Raw genomic sequence first — 18686 nt, forward strand, 5'->3', positions numbered from 1 at the left:
CCCGCCCGATCCGGTTACCATACAGCGATCCGGACAATGCTCCGATAAATGATCAACACCCCGAATTCCCTCGAGAATTACGCGTCACATAAAGACACTGACTGGTCGGTAACTAAATCATAGCCAGTAGTACAGATTTCACCACGCCACCAACGAACCCCCTGGATACATGACGCATCAACTCCAAGTCCGTTTCCCGCCAGCACGGCCGACCCGCTCCGGCTTGACTTGGTTCTGCGACCGCACCACCAAGGTGAGATCGCAAGACCGAGAAGGGAAATGGAGACCATGGCGACACGGTTCGCGGAAAAGGTCGTACTGATCACGGGCGCCAGCTCAGGTGTCGGCAAGGCGGTGGCGCTGCGAGTGGCGAGCGAAGGGGCCGCCGTTGTGCTCGGCGCACGCGGCAAGGACGCGGGAGAGCAGGTCGCGGCCGAGATCCGGGCGGCAGGCGGGCGGGCGCTGTTCGTGCCGACCGACGTGACAGTAGAAGCGGACGTGGCCCGCCTCACCCAGGCCGCGCTCACCGAATACGGGAGACTCGACGCCGCCTTCAACAACGCGGGCGCGCTCAACGCCTTCGGCCCGATCGGCGAGATCGACGAGGCGGGCTGGCGGGCCGACCTGGAACTCAACCTGACGAGTGTGTTCTACGGCCTGCGCCACCAGGTGCCCGCGATGGTTGCCAACGGCGGCGGCGCGATCCTCAACAACGCCTCGAACCTCGGCATGGTCGGGATGGGCTCGGTCGCACCGTACGTGGCGGCCAAGCACGGCGTTGTCGGCCTGACCAGGGCGGTCGCGCTGGAGTCTGCCAAGCAGGGCGTCCGGGTGAACGCGATCGTCTCCGGCGCGATCGACACCCCGGCGTTCCGCAACTCGATGGGCGCGACACCCGAGGGTGAAGCCGCCATCGCCGCGCTGCACCCGCTCGGCCGGATCAGCCAGCCCGAGGAAACCGCCTCATTCTGCGCCTACCTGCTCAGCGACGAAGCCAGCTTCGTCACGGGCGCCGCCCTCGCCATCGACGGCGGTTTCACCGCGCAGTAAGGCCCTGTGCGGTCACACCCTCATCGCGCGACCGGTGCGGGCACCATCGACGGCGACGTTGGCGTCGATGGTGGCGGCCTCGCGGGACTACGTAGTCCCGCGAGGAGATCGTCAGGAGCGGGTCAGGAGGCGACGGACCGGGCTGCGGCGCTTGGTGGCGCCCGCGGTCCGGACCTCGGGCTGGCGCTGGTGGATCAGGCGGTCGAATTCCGTTGCGGTGCCAGCGGGTTCGGGAAGGCGGCCGGCGTTGTAGTCGTCGGCTAGCTGCTGCACCGTCTGCTGGGCGCAGGATTTGTTGGTGCCAATGAAGCCGGTCGGCCCGCGCTTGATCCAGCCGGTGACGTAGGTGCCGGGAAGGACGGCGCCGTTGACGCGTTCGAGGACGCGGCCGTCCTGGTTCGGGATCACGCTCGCCGCGGCGTCGAATGGCAGGCCAGGGATCGCAACGCCGCGGTAGCCGACCGAGGTGAGCACCAGCCCCGCGTCGAGGCGTTCGGTGACGCCGGTGGCGACCGCGCGGGTGCGGCCGTCCGGGTCGGTGACGAGCTCGTTTCGGCTCACCTCGATGCCGACGACTCGATCGGTGCCGAGGATCTCGGTGGGCGAAGCCAAGTAGCGGAACACAACCCGCTTGCGTTCACCGAACGGCCGATTGCGCACGGTGTGCAGCAGCCGCAGCTTCTGCTCGACCTGATACGGCAGGCCATCGGTGACCTCGGGCAGCTCGCCCTCGATCGTGATGTCCACGTCGGCACCGAGCAGGCCGACGAATTCCGGCACGGTGAAAGCGGATTCGAGCGGGCCGCGGCGGCCGAGGATGACGACCTCCTCGATCTTGCTCTCCCGCAACGCCCGTAGCGCGTACGGCGCAATGTCGGTGCCCGCCAACGAGTCCGGGTCGCTGGTCAGAATGCGCGCGACATCGAGGGCGACATTGCCGTTGCCGACGATGACGGCTCGCTGCTGCGACAGGTCGAAGACGCGGTCCACGTGATCGGGATGCCCGTTGTACCAGGCGACGAAGTCGGTGGCGGAGATATTGCCGGTGAGACCCTCACCGGGGATGTCGAGCTTGCGGTCGGCCGACGCACCGACGGCGTAGATCACCGCGTGGAAGTGATCGAGCAGCTCCTCGTGCGAAACATGTCCGCCCACTTCGACATTCAGGTACGAACCGAAGCCGTGCTGGGCCGAGATGATGTCGAACAGCTCGCTGACCTTGCGGGTCTTGTCGTGATCCGGCGCGACGCCGTGCCGGGCCAGACCGTACGGCACCGGCAGCCGATCGAACACGGTGACCGACACGTCGGGCTGGGTCAGCAGCTCGTCGGCGGCGTACATCGCCGACGGGCCCGACCCGACGATGGCCACCCGCATGGGCCTGCGCTCGGTGCGAATCTCGGCCGCGGGCACCGGCTTTGCCAGCAGCGGCCGCGGCCGGGCCTGCCGGTAGAAGTCGGCGTTGATCTCGATGAACGGCTTCTGCTCTTCGGTCAGCTTCTTCGACGACACGATCGCGTCGACCGGGCAGGCGGTGGCGCAGGCGCCGCAGTCGACGCACGCCTGCGGGTCCACGTACAGCATGTCCGCGGTCAGGAAGTCGGGCTCATCCGGCGTGGGATGGATGCAGTTGACCGGGCAGGCGTACACGCAAGACGCGTCGCTGCAACATGATTGGGTGATGAGATAGGGCACGTCAGCCGGCCTTGGCCGCGCGCAACGGCTCCGAACGGTAGCGGGTGGTGTGGCCGTCGATCTTCAGCAGCTTCCAGACGGCCTTGGAGATCGGGTTCATCAGGCCGATGTCCTTGGCCAGCGTGCGCACGTCACCGAAGAAGTCGCTGAACTCCTGCTTGGATTCCTTCGACCCGTAGAACAGTTCCTTGCGGACGTAGTCCGGGATGTCGAATTCGCGCCAGAAGGACCGCGGCGGGGTGAAGATCGAGCGGCCGAGGATGTACATGACGATCGGCATCGCGATGGACAGCACGAACTTGCTGCCCGGCTTCGCCTCCGGCACATGGATTTTCAGGAATTCGTGGGCGAAGGAGATGTGCCGCGCCTCTTCGGCCACGTGAATGGCCATCACGCCGCGCATGATCGGGTGCACGTCCTCGCCGGAGCGCAGGATCGCCTTCTGGATGTGGTCGATCGGCTCCTCGCCGGCCAGCACCGCCATGAAGAACAGGTTCGGGAAGAGCGCGGCCACGGGAGCGCCGAAGTACTTGAACTTGCGGACGAGCGGGCCCATGCCCGGCACGTCCTCACCGATCCGGTTCACCATCTCCTGGAACATCAGGGTGTGGTTGTGCTCCTCGATCATCTCGTGGGAGCAGTAGCGGAATTCGGGGGAACCGTTGGGCAGGCCGAAGTTGTGCGTGACCATGCCGCTGATCAGGATCGTCTCGAACTGCAGGCCCACCTTGGCGACGTTGGCCTGGCGGTACTTGCCGATCGCGATCTTGCGCTCGTCGGTCTGCGCGAGGTACCACGGGTGGCGACCGAGCGGGTCGGCCGAGACCGGGAGGATCCATCGCTCCGGCCCCGCCTCGGGGGCGAAGTCGGGGTTGTCCCAGTCGATGTCCTCGAACGGGTCGAAGTGCTTGTTGACCGAACCTTCGGAGAGCAGCAGCAGCTTCGAGGCGTACTCCTGCGCCTTCTCCAGATCGGTATCGATCGGGGGCGTCACAGCTGTAGACATCGTCGTCGCTGCCTCTCCTAGTTGGACGTTTATCTGTATCCAATAGTTACACCTATGGACAGGCACGTCAAGACGCGAAGACAACAACTGGACGGCTGATCACGGGAAATCCAAGCGAGAGGCCGCCGCCACCAGTCCCCCGTCGTCGGGTAACACGATGGCTGCGGCCTCACTCGACGCAGCTAACCGGTCAGGGGTCCAGCGGCGGCCGCCCTCGTCGCGACCGCCACCGGATCGCCCCTAACGCAGCCCGAGCTGCGCCAATCCCACGACCACCCCGTCGGCGGGCAGCGCGAGCGCCATTCCGACACCGGCGACGGACAGCCCGGCGGCCAGCGCCACCCTGGTCAGCCGCTGCTTGGTCCGCCGCGACAGCACCATCGCCCTGGTGGCCGCGCGGCGGTGCGCACCGGGGCGGCGCTTGCCGTGGTGTTTGCCCGCCGACTCCTCGGCGGCGACGGCGGCCCTGCGGCCGATGATCGCCGCGCCGTCGGCGATGGTTCGCTCCGGATCGGGCGGGGTGATCACGGGCCGGGCCAGCTCGCCCGCGAGCACCTGGGCCACCTCGACCGGCCGCGCCGCGCCGCCGACCACGACGACACAGTCGACGTCGGCCATGGTGACGTCCGCGGCGCGCAGGCATCGGTAGACGAGCTCCAAGGAGGCCCGCACGTGTTTGGTGCGTAACTCGTCCGCGGTGGTGCCGGTGACCGAACCGGAGATCGAGGCAGACGGCAGTCCGTGCCCGGCGCGCGAGGCGACCAGCGCGCCGAAGGCCCGGCCGCCGTATTCGGCGGAGTACATCGGCTGGCCGACGATCGGGTTGTCCGGGCAACCCGCGCCGACGCGGACCAGCGTGACGTCGAGACTCGCGCCGCCTAAGTCATAGACAAGCGCGAGACCGGGCATCAGCGGGCCGCGGTCGGCTTCCAGCCAGGTGGCCGCCGCGATGGGTTCGGCGACCAGCTCGACATTGTCCAGACCGATGGCGTCGAGCGCGGCCCGCAGGTCGCCGATGTGCGTCTCGGTGTAGCGCGCCGGGTAGGTCAGCGCGATGCCGACCTCGCTGCTGTGCGCGTCGTAGTGCGGATGGTCGAGCAGTGTCTCGGTGATCAGGCTCTCGGCGACCACCGCCACCAGGTCCGCGGGCGAAAGGGCACGGTGACCGACCCGCGCCGACATGATCGAACGTTGCGTGAGATCGGCGAATTCGATGATCGCGCGCCCGTGCCGCGGAATCATGCCGACCCTGGCCAAACCAGTACTGTCGAAGGTGAGTGTTGTTCGGCGAGTGATGGTTTGGGAGCGCTGCGCCCAGCGGCGACCGGGCGGAGCCGCCGGGGACGGCAGCTGGCGAAGCCAGCGGGGCGGGTGGGCGCCGTCCGAACCCTCCTCCGCGAGAGCGGAAACCGTGTTCACCGTGCCGATGCTCAAACCGAGACCAACCGCCATCGCAATCCTCTGATCGCCGAGCCGATTTGCTTCGAACTCTCTCCACGCAACCACTCCGCGACCTGCCTGCCAACCACCGGACACCCTGTTGTCCGCAGCCCGCCTGTTTTGGCACAGGTTGCATAGCACAAGCATCCATCCTGGTCACCTGCCCTGGACGGCGGCGAATGCGACGGCAGCCGGATCGCACTGCGACACGCCGATATTCGACGGTGTCCCATCGGTGTTTGCGGAAGCTCCGAACAACCGCCCCGACATCAGGCACCGCACGCGAATACACGTTCTCACATGCTGTGATAGCCCCTAACAATCCCCCGAACGCCGGACAATCGACCGCCGGAGGCGGATACTGTCCGCAACCGCGGGGTGAGACGACGACACACCGCACTGCCGACACCTTGGACGACCGGCCCGATCGGACACCAGCGCAACTTCGTACCCGCTGTGATGGCGCTGCCCGCCCGCGAGAACCGACGGATTTCCTTGCGCCAGCACAAGATCAGCAACGTCTCAGCAGCCGATGATCTCCCGGACTAAATCCGCCCGAATCCATGCCGACCGACTGGTGGCCCCCCGCAAGTTCTGCGGCCCACTCCCACCACTGCACGTACAGCGGCGGGGGTGCTACGCCGATTACGGGAGCAGCCGATCCAGAAGGCCCGGTGCGCGAAAAACCCAGGCGTTCACAGACTTCGGACCATCGACTGATCGACCGTTCCGGCACAACCGCTTTCGAACCCAGGAGCTAATGGCCGAACCGAAACCTACTGGTTTCGACTGCGGCAGTGGAGAATTGCCGCCTTTCGCACCATCCATCAGTGCGCGGGCAACTCCGGGATCCGGGTGGCCCGCGCATACACCGTTTCACCGTCGGACAGCCGCAAGGCCTCCGCGTCACCGCGGGTCACCTGAGCGGCGAACAGATCACCGGTGGCCGCGTTGCGCAGCTCCACCCGCACCTCGAAGCCGAGGTGCACGACCCGTTCGACGGTCGCCCTGGTGACACCGACCGAATCGGCGGTGCCCTCGTGCTCGGCCAGCGCCATGCTCGGCTCACGGCCGACCCGGATGTCGTGCGGGCGCACCAGATGTCCGTTGAGCCGCGCCACGGCGCCGAGGAAGGACATGACGAACTCGTTGGCCGGCCGGTCGTACACGTCCTCCGGCGTGCCGATCTGCTCGATGCGCCCCTTGTTCATCACCGCGATCCGGTCGGCCACGTCCAGCGCCTCCTCCTGGTCGTGGGTGACCAGCACGGTGGTCACGTGCACCTCCTCGTGCAGCCTGCGCAGCCAGGTGCGCAGATCGGCGCGGACCTTGGCGTCCAGCGCGCCGAACGGCTCGTCGAGCAGCAGCACCTGCGGATCGACGGCGAGCGCGCGGGCCAGCGCCATCCGCTGCCGCTGACCACCGGACAGCTGGGCCGGATAGCGATGCTGGAAGCCGTCGAGCCCGACGATGCCGAGCAGTTCGTCGACCCGCTTGGCGATCTCGTTCTTGGGACGCTTGCGGATCTTCAAGCCGAACGCCACATTGTCGCGCACGGTCATGTGCTTGAACGCGGCGTAATGCTGGAACACGAACCCGATGTCGCGCTTCTGCGGCGGCACCCTGGTCACGTCGTTTCCGGCGATCAGCACGATGCCGGAGTCGAGCGATTCGAGTCCGGCGATCGAGCGCAGCAGCGTCGACTTGCCCGAACCCGAGGGCCCGAGCAGCGCGGTCAGCTCGCCGGACGGGATATCGATGGTGACGTCGTCGAGCGCGGCGAACGAACCGTAGTTCTTCTTCGCGTTGGTCACGGTGATCATTTAGTGCCCCGTTTGCGTTCGAGGAGGGTCATCAACAGGAGTGTCACGAGGGCAAGGCCCATCAGCAGGGTCGCGGCGGAGTAGGCGCCGAAGGTGTTGTGGTCGTTGATGTATCGACCGTGCACCAGCAGCGTCAAGGTCTGCGACTTGCCCGGCTGCGCGGAGGAAACCATGATCACCGCGCCGAATTCGCCGAGTGCGCGCGCCACGGTGAGCACAACGCCGTAGGTGAGGCCCCAGCGGATGGCGGGCAGGGTGATCCGCCAGAACGTCTGCCAGCGGGTGGCGCCGAGGGTGGCGGCGGCCTGTTCCTGCTCGTCGCCGATCTCGTGCAGCACCGGCTCGACCTCGCGTACCACGAACGGCAACGTGACGAAGATGGTGGCAAGCACCATGCCGGGCAGGCCGAAGATCACCTTGAAGCCGAGACCCTCCAGGCCGCCGAACCACCCGTGCGCCCCCCACAGCAGGATCAGCGCCACCCCGACCACCACCGGCGAGACCGCAAACGGCAGGTCGACGATGCCCTGAACGAGCGTGCGGCCCGGGAACTTACCGCGCACCAGCGCGAGCGCGGTGAAGATGCCGAAGATGACGTTCAACGGAACCACGATCGCCACGATGATCATCGACAACTGAAACGCCGAGATCGCCGCGGGCGTGGTGATCGAATCGACGAACGCGCCGATACCCTTTTCGAAGGTCCGCAGCAGAATGATGATCAGCGGCGACACCAGCAGCACGAACAGGTACCCCAGCGCGACAACCCGCAACGAAATACGGGTAGGCCAAGACAAATTCATCGGGATTCCTGTTCTTTTCGCACGCTTCGCTCGGCGAGCAGGCGCAGCACCAGCAGCGACGCGAACGAAATGACCAGCAGCGCAACCGAAACCGCTGCCGCGTTGATCGGCCGATCGATCTCGATCTGCTTCTGGATGTACTGCGAGGCCATTTCGGTCTTGCGCGGAATCGCGCCGCCGATGAGCACCACCGAACCGTATTCGCCGATGGCGCGGGCGAAAGCCAGCCCGCCGCCGGAGATGATCGCGGGGCCGAGCGTGGGTAATACGATGCGGCGGAAGGTGGTCCAGTTGTCCGCGCCGAGCGAGAGCGCCGCCTGCTCGACCTCGCGATCGGCCTCGATGAGCACCGGCTGCACCGAGCGAACCACGAACGGCAGCGTGACGAACGCCAGCGCGACGATGAGGCCGGGCTGAGTCGCGTTGAGGTGGATATCAATCGGGCTCTGCGGGCCGTAAAGCGACAGCAGCACAATGCTGGCCACGATCGTCGGCAGCGCGAACGGCAGATCGATCAGCGCGTTGACGATGCCCTTGCCGGGAAAATCGTCACGCACCAGCACCCAGGCGATGAGCGTGCCCATCACCACATTGATCACCGCGACCACGATCGAGACGAGCACGGTGATCCGCAGCGAGTCCACCGCGGCGGGTGCGCTGATCGCCGCCCAGAAGCCGGACCAGCCCTCGTCGAAGGAGGTGACGGTGAGCGCGGCCAGCGGGAGCAGCACGATGATGCTGAGCCACAGCACCGCCGTGGCGATGCCGAGCGGGCCCACCGAGCCGGTCACCCGCAGCCACGACCAATTGAACCGCTCTGGGGTTGGGGAACCGCCGGGAGTCGGCGAGCTCGCGGCGGTGCTGCTGTCAGTCACAGTCGTCCAGTATCCCGTGAGCCGAACCCGGTTACTTGGTCGCCTTGTCGTAGATCACCGCGACGGAGCCGGTGTTCGGGGTGAACAGCTCCTTGTCCACGGTCTTCCAGCCGCCCAGGTCGGCGATGGTCCACAACTTCTGCGGGGTCGGGAAGTCCTTGGCGAAGTCGGCGGCCACCGACGGATCGACCGGACGGAAACCCGCTGCCGCCCAAGCCTTCTGGCCCTCGGTGGTGTAAAGGAAGTCGCGGAAGGCGACGGCCTTCTCCTGGTTCTTGCTGTTCTTGAGCACCGCGACCGGGTTCTCGATCTTGAACGTGGTCGAGGGGATGAAGTGCTCGATCTTGTCGCCGTTGCGCTCGGAGAAGATGGCCTCGTTCTCGTAGCTGAGCAGCACGTCACCGGTGCCCTGCAAGAACGTCTCGGTGGCCTCGCGGCCCGACTTCGGCTGCACCTTCACGTGATCCTTGGACACGAGCTGGCTCAGATAGTCCAGGCCGCCCTGCGGGTTCTTGCCACCGTCGGACTTGGCCGCGTACGGGGCGAGCAGGTTCCACTTGGCCGAGCCGGAGCTGAACGGGTTCGGGGTGACTACCTCGACGCCGGGCTTCAGCAGGTCGTCCCAGTCCTTGATGCCCTTCGGATTGCCCTTGCGCACCACGATCGCGACGACCGAGCCGAACGGAATTCCCTTGGTGGCGTCGGCATTCCAGTTCGTGTCGACCAGGCCCGCGTCGACCAGGCGGGTGACGTCGGGCTCGACCGAGAAGTTCACGATGTCGGCCTCGGCACCATCCTTGACCTTGCGGGATTGATCGCCCGAGGCACCGTAGGAGCCGTTGACGACGACGTTCTTGCCCTTGTCGGTCTTGTTGAACTCGGGCACCACCTTGTCGAAGCCGGGCTTCGGGACGGCGTAGCCATAGAGGTTCAGCGTGCCGCCACTGCCGTCGGCGCCACCACCCCCGACGGTGTCACTGGCTCCGCCACCGCAGGCGGTGAGGGCGACCGCCGCGAACGCGGTGAGGGCGGCGATCGCAACCGGGGTCGGCAGGAGGCGAAGCCGACGGGGTGGGTAAACCGAGCGTCGGCGCGGGGAGAGCCAAGATTTGCTGGACATCGGGTGGACCTTTCCTACGGACCGCCGGCTCGGGACCTCGAGCGGCAAAGAAAATGCTGTTGGATCGGTAGACCTGCCGCCGCATCGATGCGAGTGGTGGCGTGACTGTCGGCCGGATAGGCCGTCGAAGTTCGGGCACGCCTGCGAAAAAGTTGCACGCCAGTCTACGAGAGGAGAAGGCGCAAACGTGCCCGGTAGCCGATCAGCGACAGAGAATGTCGGCGACCGCGAGATTGCCGACCGCGATCAACGCCAGTTCATGGCGGACCCGCGGGACACAACTCGAAGACACGGGCAGACTGTAGCAGAGGCCACGGCCCGAGTTCGAATCACAGAGTTCCAGGAAGAGGGGGGTTTCATCCCATGACTAACAGCCCGGATCGCGTACGCACGAGGTTTCCAGGCATCAGCACTCGCGCGTGGGAACACCCCGCCGACCGCTCCGCGTTGGTCGCGCTGCGGACGCTATCCGGATTCGACGCAATTCTGCGCACTTTGTCCGGTTTGCTGCAAGAACGCCAGCATCGACTTCTGTACCTCGCGACGGCCGTTCGGGTCGACGAACGACAGTTCCGTTCGCTGCATCAATTGCGCGAAGACTGCGTCGCGGTGCTCGACGCCCGCACCACGCCGGAGATCTTCGTGCTGCAGAGCCCGCACGTGAATGCCTTCACCATCGGCATGGACCAGCCGTTCATCGTGCTGACCACAGGTTTGATCGATCTGATGGATACCGAGGAGTTGCGTTTCATCGTCGGTCACGAGCTCGGCCACGCGCTGTCCGGGCACGCCGTGTACCGCACCATGCTCATGCATTTGCTGCGCATCTCCGCGAGCATCGGCTGGATGCCGGTGGGCGGCTGGGCTTTACGCGCGATCGTCGCCGCGCTGATGGAATGGAGCCGCAAATCCGAGCTGTCCGGCGACCGGGCCGGGCTGCTCTGTGTCCAGGATGTCGACGCCTCGGTGCGGGTGCATATGAAGACCGCGGGCGGCACCTGGATCAAGGAAATGAACCATGGCGCGTTCCTGGCCCAGGCCGACGACTACGAACGCTCCGGCGATCTGCGCGACGGCGTGCTGAAGCTGCTCAACCTGGAATTGCAGAGCCACCCGTTCTCCGTGCTGCGCGCCGCCGAACTGCGCCGCTGGATCCAGAGCGGTGCATACGACCGCGTGCTGGCCGGCGACTACCCGCGGCGGGACCAGGACAAGAACACCAGCATCACCGACGAGATCAAGGAAGCGGCCCGGACCTACCGCAACAACTTCGACCAGTCCGAGGACCCGCTCATCCGCACCGTGCGCAACCTCGGCCGCGACGTCGGCTCCGCGGTCAACACGGTCGGCCAGGAGGTCGGCGAGACCGTCTCCAAGATCGGCAAGCGGTTCAACGACTGGCGGGCCGGGGAGAACTAGCGGGTGACGAGCCAGGCGACCACGACGAGGACGAGCAGGGCGATCAAAGCCAGCTGGACGCGCGAACGGGGCATCAGTGGGCACCGCTCTGCACGGTCGGGCGGGCATCGCCGGTAGCGAGATCGGCGGGCACGGTGTCGGGCACGGTGGGTAGCGCCTCCTCGACGCCGTGCTTGCGGTCGAGCACGCGCAGCAGGGCGCGCAGCGTCCGGTCGAGCAGGTAGGCGATGGCGAAGCTGACCGGGACCATGCCTACCAGCACGACGAGGAACTGCGGGATGAACGGGAGTCCCGCGACCCACAGCTCGAAGCTGTCCCACCAACCTGCGATCTGATGCACCAGCCCAGCCTAGTGCGTCCACCTGAGAGCTCGGCAAGGTCAATATTCGGTCACGGACGCGCCGAGGGAGCGGACGCGACAATAGACACAGTGGACGTAAGGCCGCGGTGGGCCCGAAGATGTGGGGATGGCGTCTCCCGAGTCCTCCGCCGATCTCACCGTCGACGAGCCGTATGACCTGCCGGTGCTCAGCCACCTGACCGAATCGAAGCGGCGCGGCGCCTTCCCGCCGATCGACGACTATGCCTTTCTGTCCGACTGCGAAACCAGCTGCCTGATCGCCAGCAACGGATCCGTCGAGTGGATGTGTGTCCCCCGCCCGGACTCCGCCAGCGTCTTCGGCGCGATGCTGGACCGTAGCGCGGGCCACTTCCGGCTCGGCCCGTACGGCGTCAACGTGCCGAGCGCGCGCCGCTACCTGCCTGGCGGAATGATCCTGGAGACCACCTGGCAGACCGAGACCGGCTGGCTGATCGTGCGCGACGCGCTCGTGCTCGGCCCGTGGCACAACAACGACCAGCGCTCCAAGACACACCGCCGCACCCCGATGGACTGGGATGCCGAGCACATGCTGCTGCGCACGGTGAAGTGCGTGAACGGCACCGTGGAGCTGGAAATGAGCTGCGAGCCATCCTTCGACTACCACCGTGCGGTGAGCCGCTGGGAGTACACCGGCAAGGTCTACGAGGAGGCGACCGCGGTCCGCACCGACGACCCGAGCGCGGGCCCGAGCCTCATGCTGACCACCGACCTGCGGCTCGGACTCGAAGGCCGGGAGGCACGCGCCCACACCAGGATGTCGGAGGGTGACGAGAAATTCATCGCCTTGACGTGGTCGGAATTGCCAGCGCCCAAGTCCTATGCGGACGCGGCGCAGAAGATGTGGCAGACCACGGAGAGCTGGCGGCAGTGGATCACCCAGGGCAACTTCCCGGATCACCCGTGGCGCAACTACTTACAGCGCAGCGCGCTGACCCTCAAGGGCCTCACCTACGCGCCGACCGGCGCGCTGCTCGCCGCTGCCACCACTTCCCTTCCGGAAACCCCTGGTGGTCAACGTAATTGGGACTACCGCTACACCTGGGTGCGCGACTCCAGCTTCGCGCTGTGGGGCCTGTACACGCTCGGACTCAACCGGGAGGCCGACGACTTCTTCGCCTTCCTGCGCGATGCCACCACCGACGCGAACGGCGATGCCGTTCCGCTGCAAGTCCTTTACGGCATCGGCGGCGAACGCGAGATCGCCGAGGAGAACCTCGACCATCTCAGCGGCTACGACCGATCGCGGCCGGTGCGCATCGGCAACGCCGCGTACAACCAGGACCAGCACGACATCTGGGGCACCATGCTCGATGCGGTGTACCTGCACGTGAAGTCGCGCCAGCAGGTGCCGGAAACGTTGTGGCCGTTGCTGGAACACCAGGTCCACGCGGCCATCGCGCACTGGCACGAGCCCGACCGCGGCATCTGGGAAGTGCGCGGCGAGCCACAGCATTTCACCTCGTCCAAGGTGATGTGCTGGGTCGCGCTCGACCGCGGCGCGAAACTCGCCGAACTGCACGGCCAATACGAGAGCGCCACCAATTGGTACACCATCGCCGATGAGATCAAGGCCGACATCCTCGTGCACGGGGTGAACGCCAACGGCGTGCTCACCCAGACCTATGGCGGCGACACCCTGGACGCCTCACTGCTTTTGGCGGTGCTGACCCGCTTCCTGCCGCCGGACGATCATCGGATCCGGGCCACCGTGCTGTCCATCGCGGACCGGCTCACCGAGAACGGCCTGGTGCTGCGCTACCGCACCGAGACCACCGACGACGGATTAACCGGCGAGGAAGGCGCTTTCACCATCTGCTCGTTCTGGCTGGTGTCCGCGCTGGTGGAGATCGGTGAGCTCCAGCGCGCCAGGCACCTGTGCGAGCGGCTACTCGGCTTCGCCAGCCCGCTGCGCCTCTATGCCGAGGAGATCGACCCGCGCAGCGGCCGCCACCTCGGCAACTTCCCGCAGGCCTTCACCCACCTTGCCCTGATCAACGCCGTCACCCACGTGATCAGAGCCGAAGACAACCGGCAAGCCGGCGGCTTCCAACCCGCGCACACCCCCGCGAACAACCCTGGGTAGCAGGGCTTTTCGTCAGACGGTCAGACTGTCGGCCTGTTCACGCAGGCCGCGCAGTTTGCCGAGTTGCCCGTCGACATCCTTGATCCGGTCGCCGCTGTGATCGCCGTATTTCTGGTAGGCCGATTCGGCCAGGCGCAGTGCCTCGTCCGCCTGCTTGGCGTTGTCGCCCGCGATCTCGGTGAAATGATCGCGCAGTACTCGCTGCATGGCGCGCAACCGATTTCGTGATTCCTTGCTCACCTGGAAGATGACGTCATCCATCAGACGGGCCACCGCGACCTTCGCCTCGGCGCGGCGACGCGCCTTGAGGTTCTTGCGCTCGTCCCACAGGGCGTTGATGCCGAGCAGCACACCGGCGCCGATCGAGTACCAGTTCACCAGCGACATCTTGAGGATGCTGGTAACAAGACCGACCATCAGGATGCCGCCGTAGGAGCCGCGCAGCGCGGACAGGAACTGTTGCCCCACACGCGCTTTCGCGCTCTCCAACGGCTCGAGCGGCTGCACCGCCGCCAGCACCTCACCGGGGTTCTCCAGCCGCATGTTGGGCAGCGGCGCGGCGCGGTTGTCGGCCAGGAACTTCGACGCCACCTGTTCGGACAGCTCGACCGAACGGTAGTGCGCCATCACGAAGTTCTCTTCGACCGCCTCACAGATCCGCGCGTCGAGGTCGGTGCCGAATTCCTTCCAGCGGCGCGCCGGATCGTGCTGCATGATCTCGGCCTCGGCGTCGCGCACCAGACTGCGCAGCCGGTGCCGCAGATCGTGTTCGATGTCGGCCATCAGTTCTGTGCTGCCGTCGACCAGCGTGACCTGCCAGTTCGACGTGCGCTGGCGCTGCTGTTCCGCGTCGTCGCGCGCCCGGACCAGCTTGTCGGTGATCTCGGCACGCATCCGCGGATCACGCAGCGACTCGACCTCGTTGCGCAACGTCAACCCGAGATGGTCGCTGACCAGCCGGATATCCTGCACCGCCGCTTCCAGCGCGACACTGTCCGCGCGGGCGACCACGTAGTCGCGCAGGTGGTCGATCAGTTGTGGCACACCGGATTCGATGTCGCGCTGGTAGTTGCCGGACAGTCCGGCCTGCCGATGCAGTTCCGCGGACACCGGCGCCACCGCGAAGCCGAGTCCGGCCGCGTCGAGCAGTTCCCGGTTGCGCTGCTGGGTGTGCGACCAGTGGGAGAACTGGTCGATCTTGTTCAGCACGCAGATGACGGTGGGGCAGATCTGCTGGATGCGCTGCAGGTAGGCGATCTGATCGACGGTGAGCTCGGTGGCCGCGTTGGTGACATAGAGCACGGCGTCGGCGGCGGCGACCATCGACCAGGTGGTGTTGTCGGCGCCGCGCGCACCCGGCGCGTCCATCACCACGACCCCGTCGGCCAGCAGCGAACTCGGCTGGGTGAACTCGGCCCGGATCACGCCGAAGCCGGAGATGGCAGGCCCGGGATCGAGCGGATCCACCGACTGTCGTTCGGTCCGGCCGTCGACCGAACGCACCAGTGTGGCAGTCGGTTCCGGCCCGTACTCGACGATGACCGGCACGCTCAGGTCGCTGTCTGTCGCGCTGACCGACGCACCGACCAGGCTGTTCACCAGCGTGCTCATGCCGTTCTTCGGCTCACCGACGACAACGAGGCGAACCCTCGGGTCACCGACCCTGGCCCGGACCATACTCAGGCGGCTGCCCAGATCGTCGCGGCCCGCGAATCGGGTCATCTCCCGCAGTTCGTCCAGAATCCGGATCAGCGGCGCCATCGCGTCCGGATGTTTCACCGTCGCGGCCTTCAGCCCGGCTGCGGCAGACAACCTGCCTCCTTACATGTGTTTGCTATCGATCGACATGGACGCCCCCTGCACCCCTTGACCACACAACAAGCTCCGATTACATCAACGCTATGTCCAAGCCGCCCGGCACCATGTGGTGGGTCTCGGCCATCGTCGACTCCGGCATCAGTCCGCCGGAAAGACCGCCGCCCGCGGCGACCGCGAGGGTCGAGTGGTCGGCGTAGAAGGCATGGTCCTGGATCGGGACCATCGACGAGTCGACCATGTGCGCGCTGCTGATCGGATCCGCGATCGCGTGCGGCTTGGGGTCGAACGTCGTCGGCGGCTTGTAGGTCGGCGCCGGCGCCTGGGTCGGGGCCTGGTAGGTCGGGACATCGTGGGTCGGCACGTTCGGCTGGGTCGGGACCGGGACATCGTGGGTCGGCACGTCCGCGGTCGGTATGTCATGAGTCGGCACGGTCGGATCCGGCTGGGTCGCGGTCGGCACGTCCTTGGTCGGCACGGTCGGCTGGGTGGTGACCCCGCCGGAGGTGCCGCCGTTGCCGGTGCTCGGTCCGGTCCCGGTGCTCGGTCCGGTACCCGTGCCCGGCGCGGACACGTCGTCGTCATCCGGCGCGGTGGTCGGGGCGTGCGTCGGCTGGCTGCCGGTGGTCGGCGGAATCTTGGTGGTCGGCACGTCCGGTCCGGTGCTGATGCCGCCGTGTGAGGTCGAGGGCTGGCCCGCGCCGGGCACCTTCGTCGTGACATCCGGCGTCTTCGGGACGCTCGGGGTGGCGACGTCGGTCGGCACCACCGGGACCGGGACGGTCTTGGTGATGGTGGTCGGCACGTTCGGCGTGGTGACCGAGCCGTCCGAGTGCTTCGTCGGGTCCGTCGCCGGAGCGGTCGGCTTCAGCACGGGCGTCGGCCGGGCATGATCGAACAGGAGCGGCGTGGCGGCCGCGGGCACGGTGAGCACCGACGGGCCCTCCGGCGCGGTGAACACATTCGCGATCGGCGTGGTCGCGGCGTCCGGCTGGATGGTGGTCTGCAGCGGGGTGGCCGCCACCGGCTGCGCGGCGCTCGCCACGGGCGCGACCGCGACAATTGGTGCGGCCGCGACGGGCGCCACTGGCGCGACCGCGGCCGACATGACCGGTGCGGGCGCGGCGAGCGGCTGCACGACGGGTTGCACGGTGGCGGCCGGTGCCGTCGACGAGGTGGTTGAGCCCGGGGTGGTCAGGCCCCCGACAACGCCGGGGTGGCTGTGCTGGCTGTGCCCGTTCATGGCCGGATCGAGCACCGAACGCCCGGTGCCGTCGGGCACGTGACCGAGGCCGGTGCCGAGGAAGTCGGTGAACTGGTCGAGCTGGTCGCCCACGTGACCGGCGCCGACGTCCACCTTCATCTCGGAGTTGAAGTAGACGCCCTGCGGGCCGATGCCGAAGTCCACGGACCACTGCGTGCCGACGAAGACGCCGAGCGGGTCCGCGCCGCCGTCACCGACACCGTCGAACGGGCCGGCCGCGGTCGACGCGGCGTGCGATCCGGGCAGGTCGAAGGCGCCGGAACCCGGCGCGACGAACCCGTTGGTGCCCGGCAGGCCGAAACCGTGCCCGGCCTGACCGAGCCCGTGGCCGGGCAGGCCGAAGCCGTGGCCGCCGGGCAGGTCGAGATCGTTCGAGACGCCGCCGCCACCGGTTCCCGGCAGCTGCAGGCCGTTGGACGCGTCGGCGTCGCTACCGGGCAGGCCGATGCCGCCGGTTGTGCCCGGCAGTCCCATGCCCGACTGGCCCGGCGTGGCGGACGTGCCGGGCAGTCCGAAGCCGGGCTGGCCCGATGTCCCTGGCAGCTCCATGCCTTGCTGGCCGGACCCACCGCCGGGCAGGCTCGGCAGTCCCATGCCGGACTGGCCACCGTCGGTGCCGGGCAGCGCGAAGCCCGCGTCGGTGCCGTTGTAGTCGCCGTTGAGGGTTGGCAGCGGCAGGTTCGCACCGCCGTGATCGGTGCCGGGCAGGCCGAAGCCGGGGTTGGGGTGCGCGACCGTCGAGTTGCTCGCGTGCGGTGAAGTGATCGGAGCGGGCTCGACGACCAGGTCCGGGAAGGTGATCACCGGCGAGGGGATGTCGGAGTCGGGGTCGGTGTTGTGCGCCCAGCCCGCGTTCCTGCTGTCCGCGTGGGAAGAGTTGGGGTGTGCCGGGACGCCACCACCGTTCGCCGCCACCAGTGCACCACCGGTGACGTACGCACCGGCCCGCGCGACCCGCGCGACGCCCGTGGCTACTCGATAGGCGGTGTCACCCGTGCGCTCAGCTGCCTCGGTGGTCTCGTCATCGAAGGGCAGGTCACGCGTCATGAAAGCTCCATCTCGGGTTTCCAGCAACCATCCTCACATGCCGGCCAGGCCGAGTGAAGATCACCTAACACTATTTCGGGAAAACCCGACTGTCACATTCTCCAGGACTGTAGAGACTCCGCTGGAGGCGAGCAACACAACCTTGCCATCCCGAAAACCAGAACGAAAGCCCTATTTCTAGTGGGTTAGCAAACTGGTCGCGGCCACCAATATGCGCCATGACCAGGTCAGATTCTGCCGGTGCCCGGCCGCGTCGCGCGGCGGCCGACCAGACCCTAAGAGTTCTCTAACGATTGCTCAACAAGTGGTGAAGATCCTTTGCCTACCGTCGATTTCATCGGACCAGCCGGGCCGACAGCATCGATCTGAAGGAGTCACCCCTCATGACCGCACTCATCGGGCGCCGCATCGCGGCCGTGCTCAGCGGGACCGCGCTCACCGCCGCCGTGGTCGCGAGCATGGCGGGCGCCGCCTCGGCCCAGCCGGGACCACCGCCCATGCCGACGCAGCCCGGCCCCCGCATCGCGATCGATCCGGCTCCCGGCGAGCCCATGGTGTGTCCCGAGATCGGTCCGGACGGGTCGGTGCTGATCACCCGTGGCGAGGGCGAAGACGGACCGTGGGTCACCATCGAACGCGACCTGCCGCCGGGTGCTGTGCCCGCGACCCCGCTCGACACCGTCCCGTCGGTCACCGCCCCCGGCGTCCCGGCCGACCCCGGTATCCCCTCCGTCACCGCCCCCGGCGTCCCGGCCGACCCCGGTATCCCCTCCGTCACTGTCCCCGGCGTCCCGGCCGACGCGGTGCCCGCCTACCCGGCCGAGCCGGGGTGCGTCGTCGCCAGCGTTCGCTGACCGGCCGGGA

General features: G+C 67.3%; 15 protein-coding genes. 4 read left to right on the top strand and 11 right to left on the bottom strand.

Annotated elements, in window-relative coordinates; all coding sequences use genetic code 11:
* Nucleotides 1–288 precede the first annotated feature (288 nt).
* Nucleotides 289–1050, top strand: a complete 762-nt coding sequence (locus tag ACIA8C_RS32940) for an SDR family NAD(P)-dependent oxidoreductase (RefSeq protein WP_397141482.1) — start codon at nt 289–291, stop codon at nt 1048–1050.
* A gap of 111 nt (nt 1051–1161) precedes the next feature.
* Here ACIA8C_RS32940 and ACIA8C_RS32945 read toward each other — a convergent pair whose 3' ends face one another.
* From ACIA8C_RS32945 to ACIA8C_RS32980, 8 genes are all read right to left on the bottom strand, one after another.
* Complete coding sequence (locus ACIA8C_RS32945) at nt 1162–2745, bottom strand: FAD-dependent oxidoreductase (protein ID WP_397141484.1); 1584 nt, start codon at nt 2743–2745, stop codon at nt 1162–1164.
* Nucleotide 2746: 1 nt separating this feature from the next.
* Nucleotides 2747–3751, bottom strand: coding sequence for a diiron oxygenase (locus ACIA8C_RS32950; RefSeq protein WP_397141486.1), 1005 nt, complete (start codon nt 3749–3751; stop codon nt 2747–2749).
* A 240-nt stretch (nt 3752–3991) separates the two neighbouring features.
* Nucleotides 3992–5203, bottom strand: coding sequence for an Hsp70 family protein (locus ACIA8C_RS32955; protein ID WP_397141488.1), 1212 nt, complete (start codon nt 5201–5203; stop codon nt 3992–3994).
* Nucleotides 5204–6018: 815 nt separating this feature from the next.
* Complete coding sequence (locus ACIA8C_RS32960; protein ID WP_397141490.1) at nt 6019–7014, bottom strand: sulfate/molybdate ABC transporter ATP-binding protein; 996 nt, start codon at nt 7012–7014, stop codon at nt 6019–6021.
* Complete coding sequence (cysW, locus tag ACIA8C_RS32965) at nt 7011–7817, bottom strand: sulfate ABC transporter permease subunit CysW (RefSeq protein WP_397141492.1); 807 nt, start codon at nt 7815–7817, stop codon at nt 7011–7013. The genes ACIA8C_RS32960 and cysW overlap by 4 nt, the downstream gene beginning before the upstream one ends.
* Nucleotides 7814–8692, bottom strand: a complete 879-nt coding sequence (gene cysT / locus ACIA8C_RS32970) for a sulfate ABC transporter permease subunit CysT (RefSeq protein ID WP_397141494.1) — start codon at nt 8690–8692, stop codon at nt 7814–7816. Before cysT ends, cysW begins: the two co-directional genes overlap by 4 nt.
* A 31-nt stretch (nt 8693–8723) precedes the next feature.
* The gene (locus ACIA8C_RS32975; RefSeq protein WP_397141496.1) at nt 8724–9812 is read right to left on the bottom strand and encodes a sulfate ABC transporter substrate-binding protein; all 1089 of its coding nucleotides are present in this window, start codon (nt 9810–9812) and stop codon (nt 8724–8726) included.
* Nucleotides 9813–10014: 202 nt separating this feature from the next.
* Nucleotides 10015–10104 carry an Ms4533A family Cys-rich leader peptide gene (locus ACIA8C_RS32980; protein WP_317983926.1) on the bottom strand — a complete coding sequence of 30 codons (90 nt, stop codon included), beginning with the start codon at nt 10102–10104 and terminating at the stop codon, nt 10015–10017.
* Nucleotides 10105–10175: 71 nt separating this feature from the next.
* Here ACIA8C_RS32980 and ACIA8C_RS32985 point away from each other — a divergent pair, with 71 nt between their 5' ends.
* Nucleotides 10176–11231: a M48 family metallopeptidase gene (locus ACIA8C_RS32985; RefSeq protein WP_397141498.1), complete on the top strand. Its 1056-nt coding sequence runs from the start codon at nt 10176–10178 to the stop codon at nt 11229–11231.
* Nucleotides 11232–11304: 73 nt separating this feature from the next.
* Here the strand turns inward: ACIA8C_RS32985 and ACIA8C_RS32990 are convergent, their stop codons facing one another.
* Entirely contained in the window at nt 11305–11571 is a 267-nt protein-coding gene (locus ACIA8C_RS32990) for a hypothetical protein (RefSeq protein ID WP_396989295.1), read from the bottom strand.
* 127 nt (nt 11572–11698) lie between these two features.
* On the opposite strand from ACIA8C_RS32990, the gene ACIA8C_RS32995 reads away from it, so the two are divergent.
* Complete coding sequence (locus ACIA8C_RS32995) at nt 11699–13696, top strand: glycoside hydrolase family 15 protein (RefSeq protein ID WP_397141500.1); 1998 nt, start codon at nt 11699–11701, stop codon at nt 13694–13696.
* 12 nt (nt 13697–13708) lie between these two features.
* Here the strand turns inward: ACIA8C_RS32995 and ACIA8C_RS33000 are convergent, their stop codons facing one another.
* Both ACIA8C_RS33000 and ACIA8C_RS33005 read right to left on the bottom strand, forming a co-directional pair.
* On the bottom strand, nt 13709–15508 hold the full coding sequence (locus ACIA8C_RS33000) for a dynamin family protein (RefSeq protein WP_397141502.1): 1800 nt from the start codon (nt 15506–15508) through the stop codon (nt 13709–13711).
* Between the two features lie 76 nt (nt 15509–15584).
* Nucleotides 15585–17822, bottom strand: a complete 2238-nt coding sequence (locus tag ACIA8C_RS33005; RefSeq protein WP_397141504.1) for a hypothetical protein — start codon at nt 17820–17822, stop codon at nt 15585–15587.
* 383 nt (nt 17823–18205) lie between these two features.
* Here ACIA8C_RS33005 and ACIA8C_RS33010 point away from each other — a divergent pair, with 383 nt between their 5' ends.
* Nucleotides 18206–18676 carry a hypothetical protein gene (locus ACIA8C_RS33010; protein WP_397141506.1) on the top strand — a complete coding sequence of 157 codons (471 nt, stop codon included), beginning with the start codon at nt 18206–18208 and terminating at the stop codon, nt 18674–18676.
* The last annotated feature ends 10 nt before the right edge of the window (nt 18677–18686 follow it).

The sequence above is a fragment of the Nocardia sp. NPDC051321 genome (genome assembly GCF_044455225.1).
Lineage (GTDB): Bacteria > Actinomycetota > Actinomycetes > Mycobacteriales > Mycobacteriaceae > Nocardia.

Excerpts from the sequence above, each read along its gene's own strand:
- ACIA8C_RS32950 (WP_397141486.1), bottom strand. The coding sequence starts at position 3,751 with ATGTCTACAGCTGTGACGCCCCCGATCGATACCGATCTGGAGAAGGCG.
- ACIA8C_RS33005 (WP_397141504.1), bottom strand. The coding sequence starts at position 17,822 with ATGACGCGTGACCTGCCCTTCGATGACGAGACCACCGAGGCAGCTGAG.
- ACIA8C_RS32940 (WP_397141482.1), top strand. The coding sequence starts at position 289 with ATGGCGACACGGTTCGCGGAAAAGGTCGTACTGATCACGGGCGCCAGC.
- ACIA8C_RS32955 (WP_397141488.1), bottom strand. The coding sequence starts at position 5,203 with ATGGCGGTTGGTCTCGGTTTGAGCATCGGCACGGTGAACACGGTTTCC.
- ACIA8C_RS32995 (WP_397141500.1), top strand. The coding sequence starts at position 11,699 with ATGGCGTCTCCCGAGTCCTCCGCCGATCTCACCGTCGACGAGCCGTAT.
- ACIA8C_RS32960 (WP_397141490.1), bottom strand. The coding sequence starts at position 7,014 with ATGATCACCGTGACCAACGCGAAGAAGAACTACGGTTCGTTCGCCGCG.
- ACIA8C_RS32975 (WP_397141496.1), bottom strand. The coding sequence starts at position 9,812 with ATGTCCAGCAAATCTTGGCTCTCCCCGCGCCGACGCTCGGTTTACCCA.
- ACIA8C_RS33010 (WP_397141506.1), top strand. The coding sequence starts at position 18,206 with ATGACCGCACTCATCGGGCGCCGCATCGCGGCCGTGCTCAGCGGGACC.
- ACIA8C_RS32985 (WP_397141498.1), top strand. The coding sequence starts at position 10,176 with ATGACTAACAGCCCGGATCGCGTACGCACGAGGTTTCCAGGCATCAGC.
- cysW (WP_397141492.1), bottom strand. The coding sequence starts at position 7,817 with ATGAATTTGTCTTGGCCTACCCGTATTTCGTTGCGGGTTGTCGCGCTG.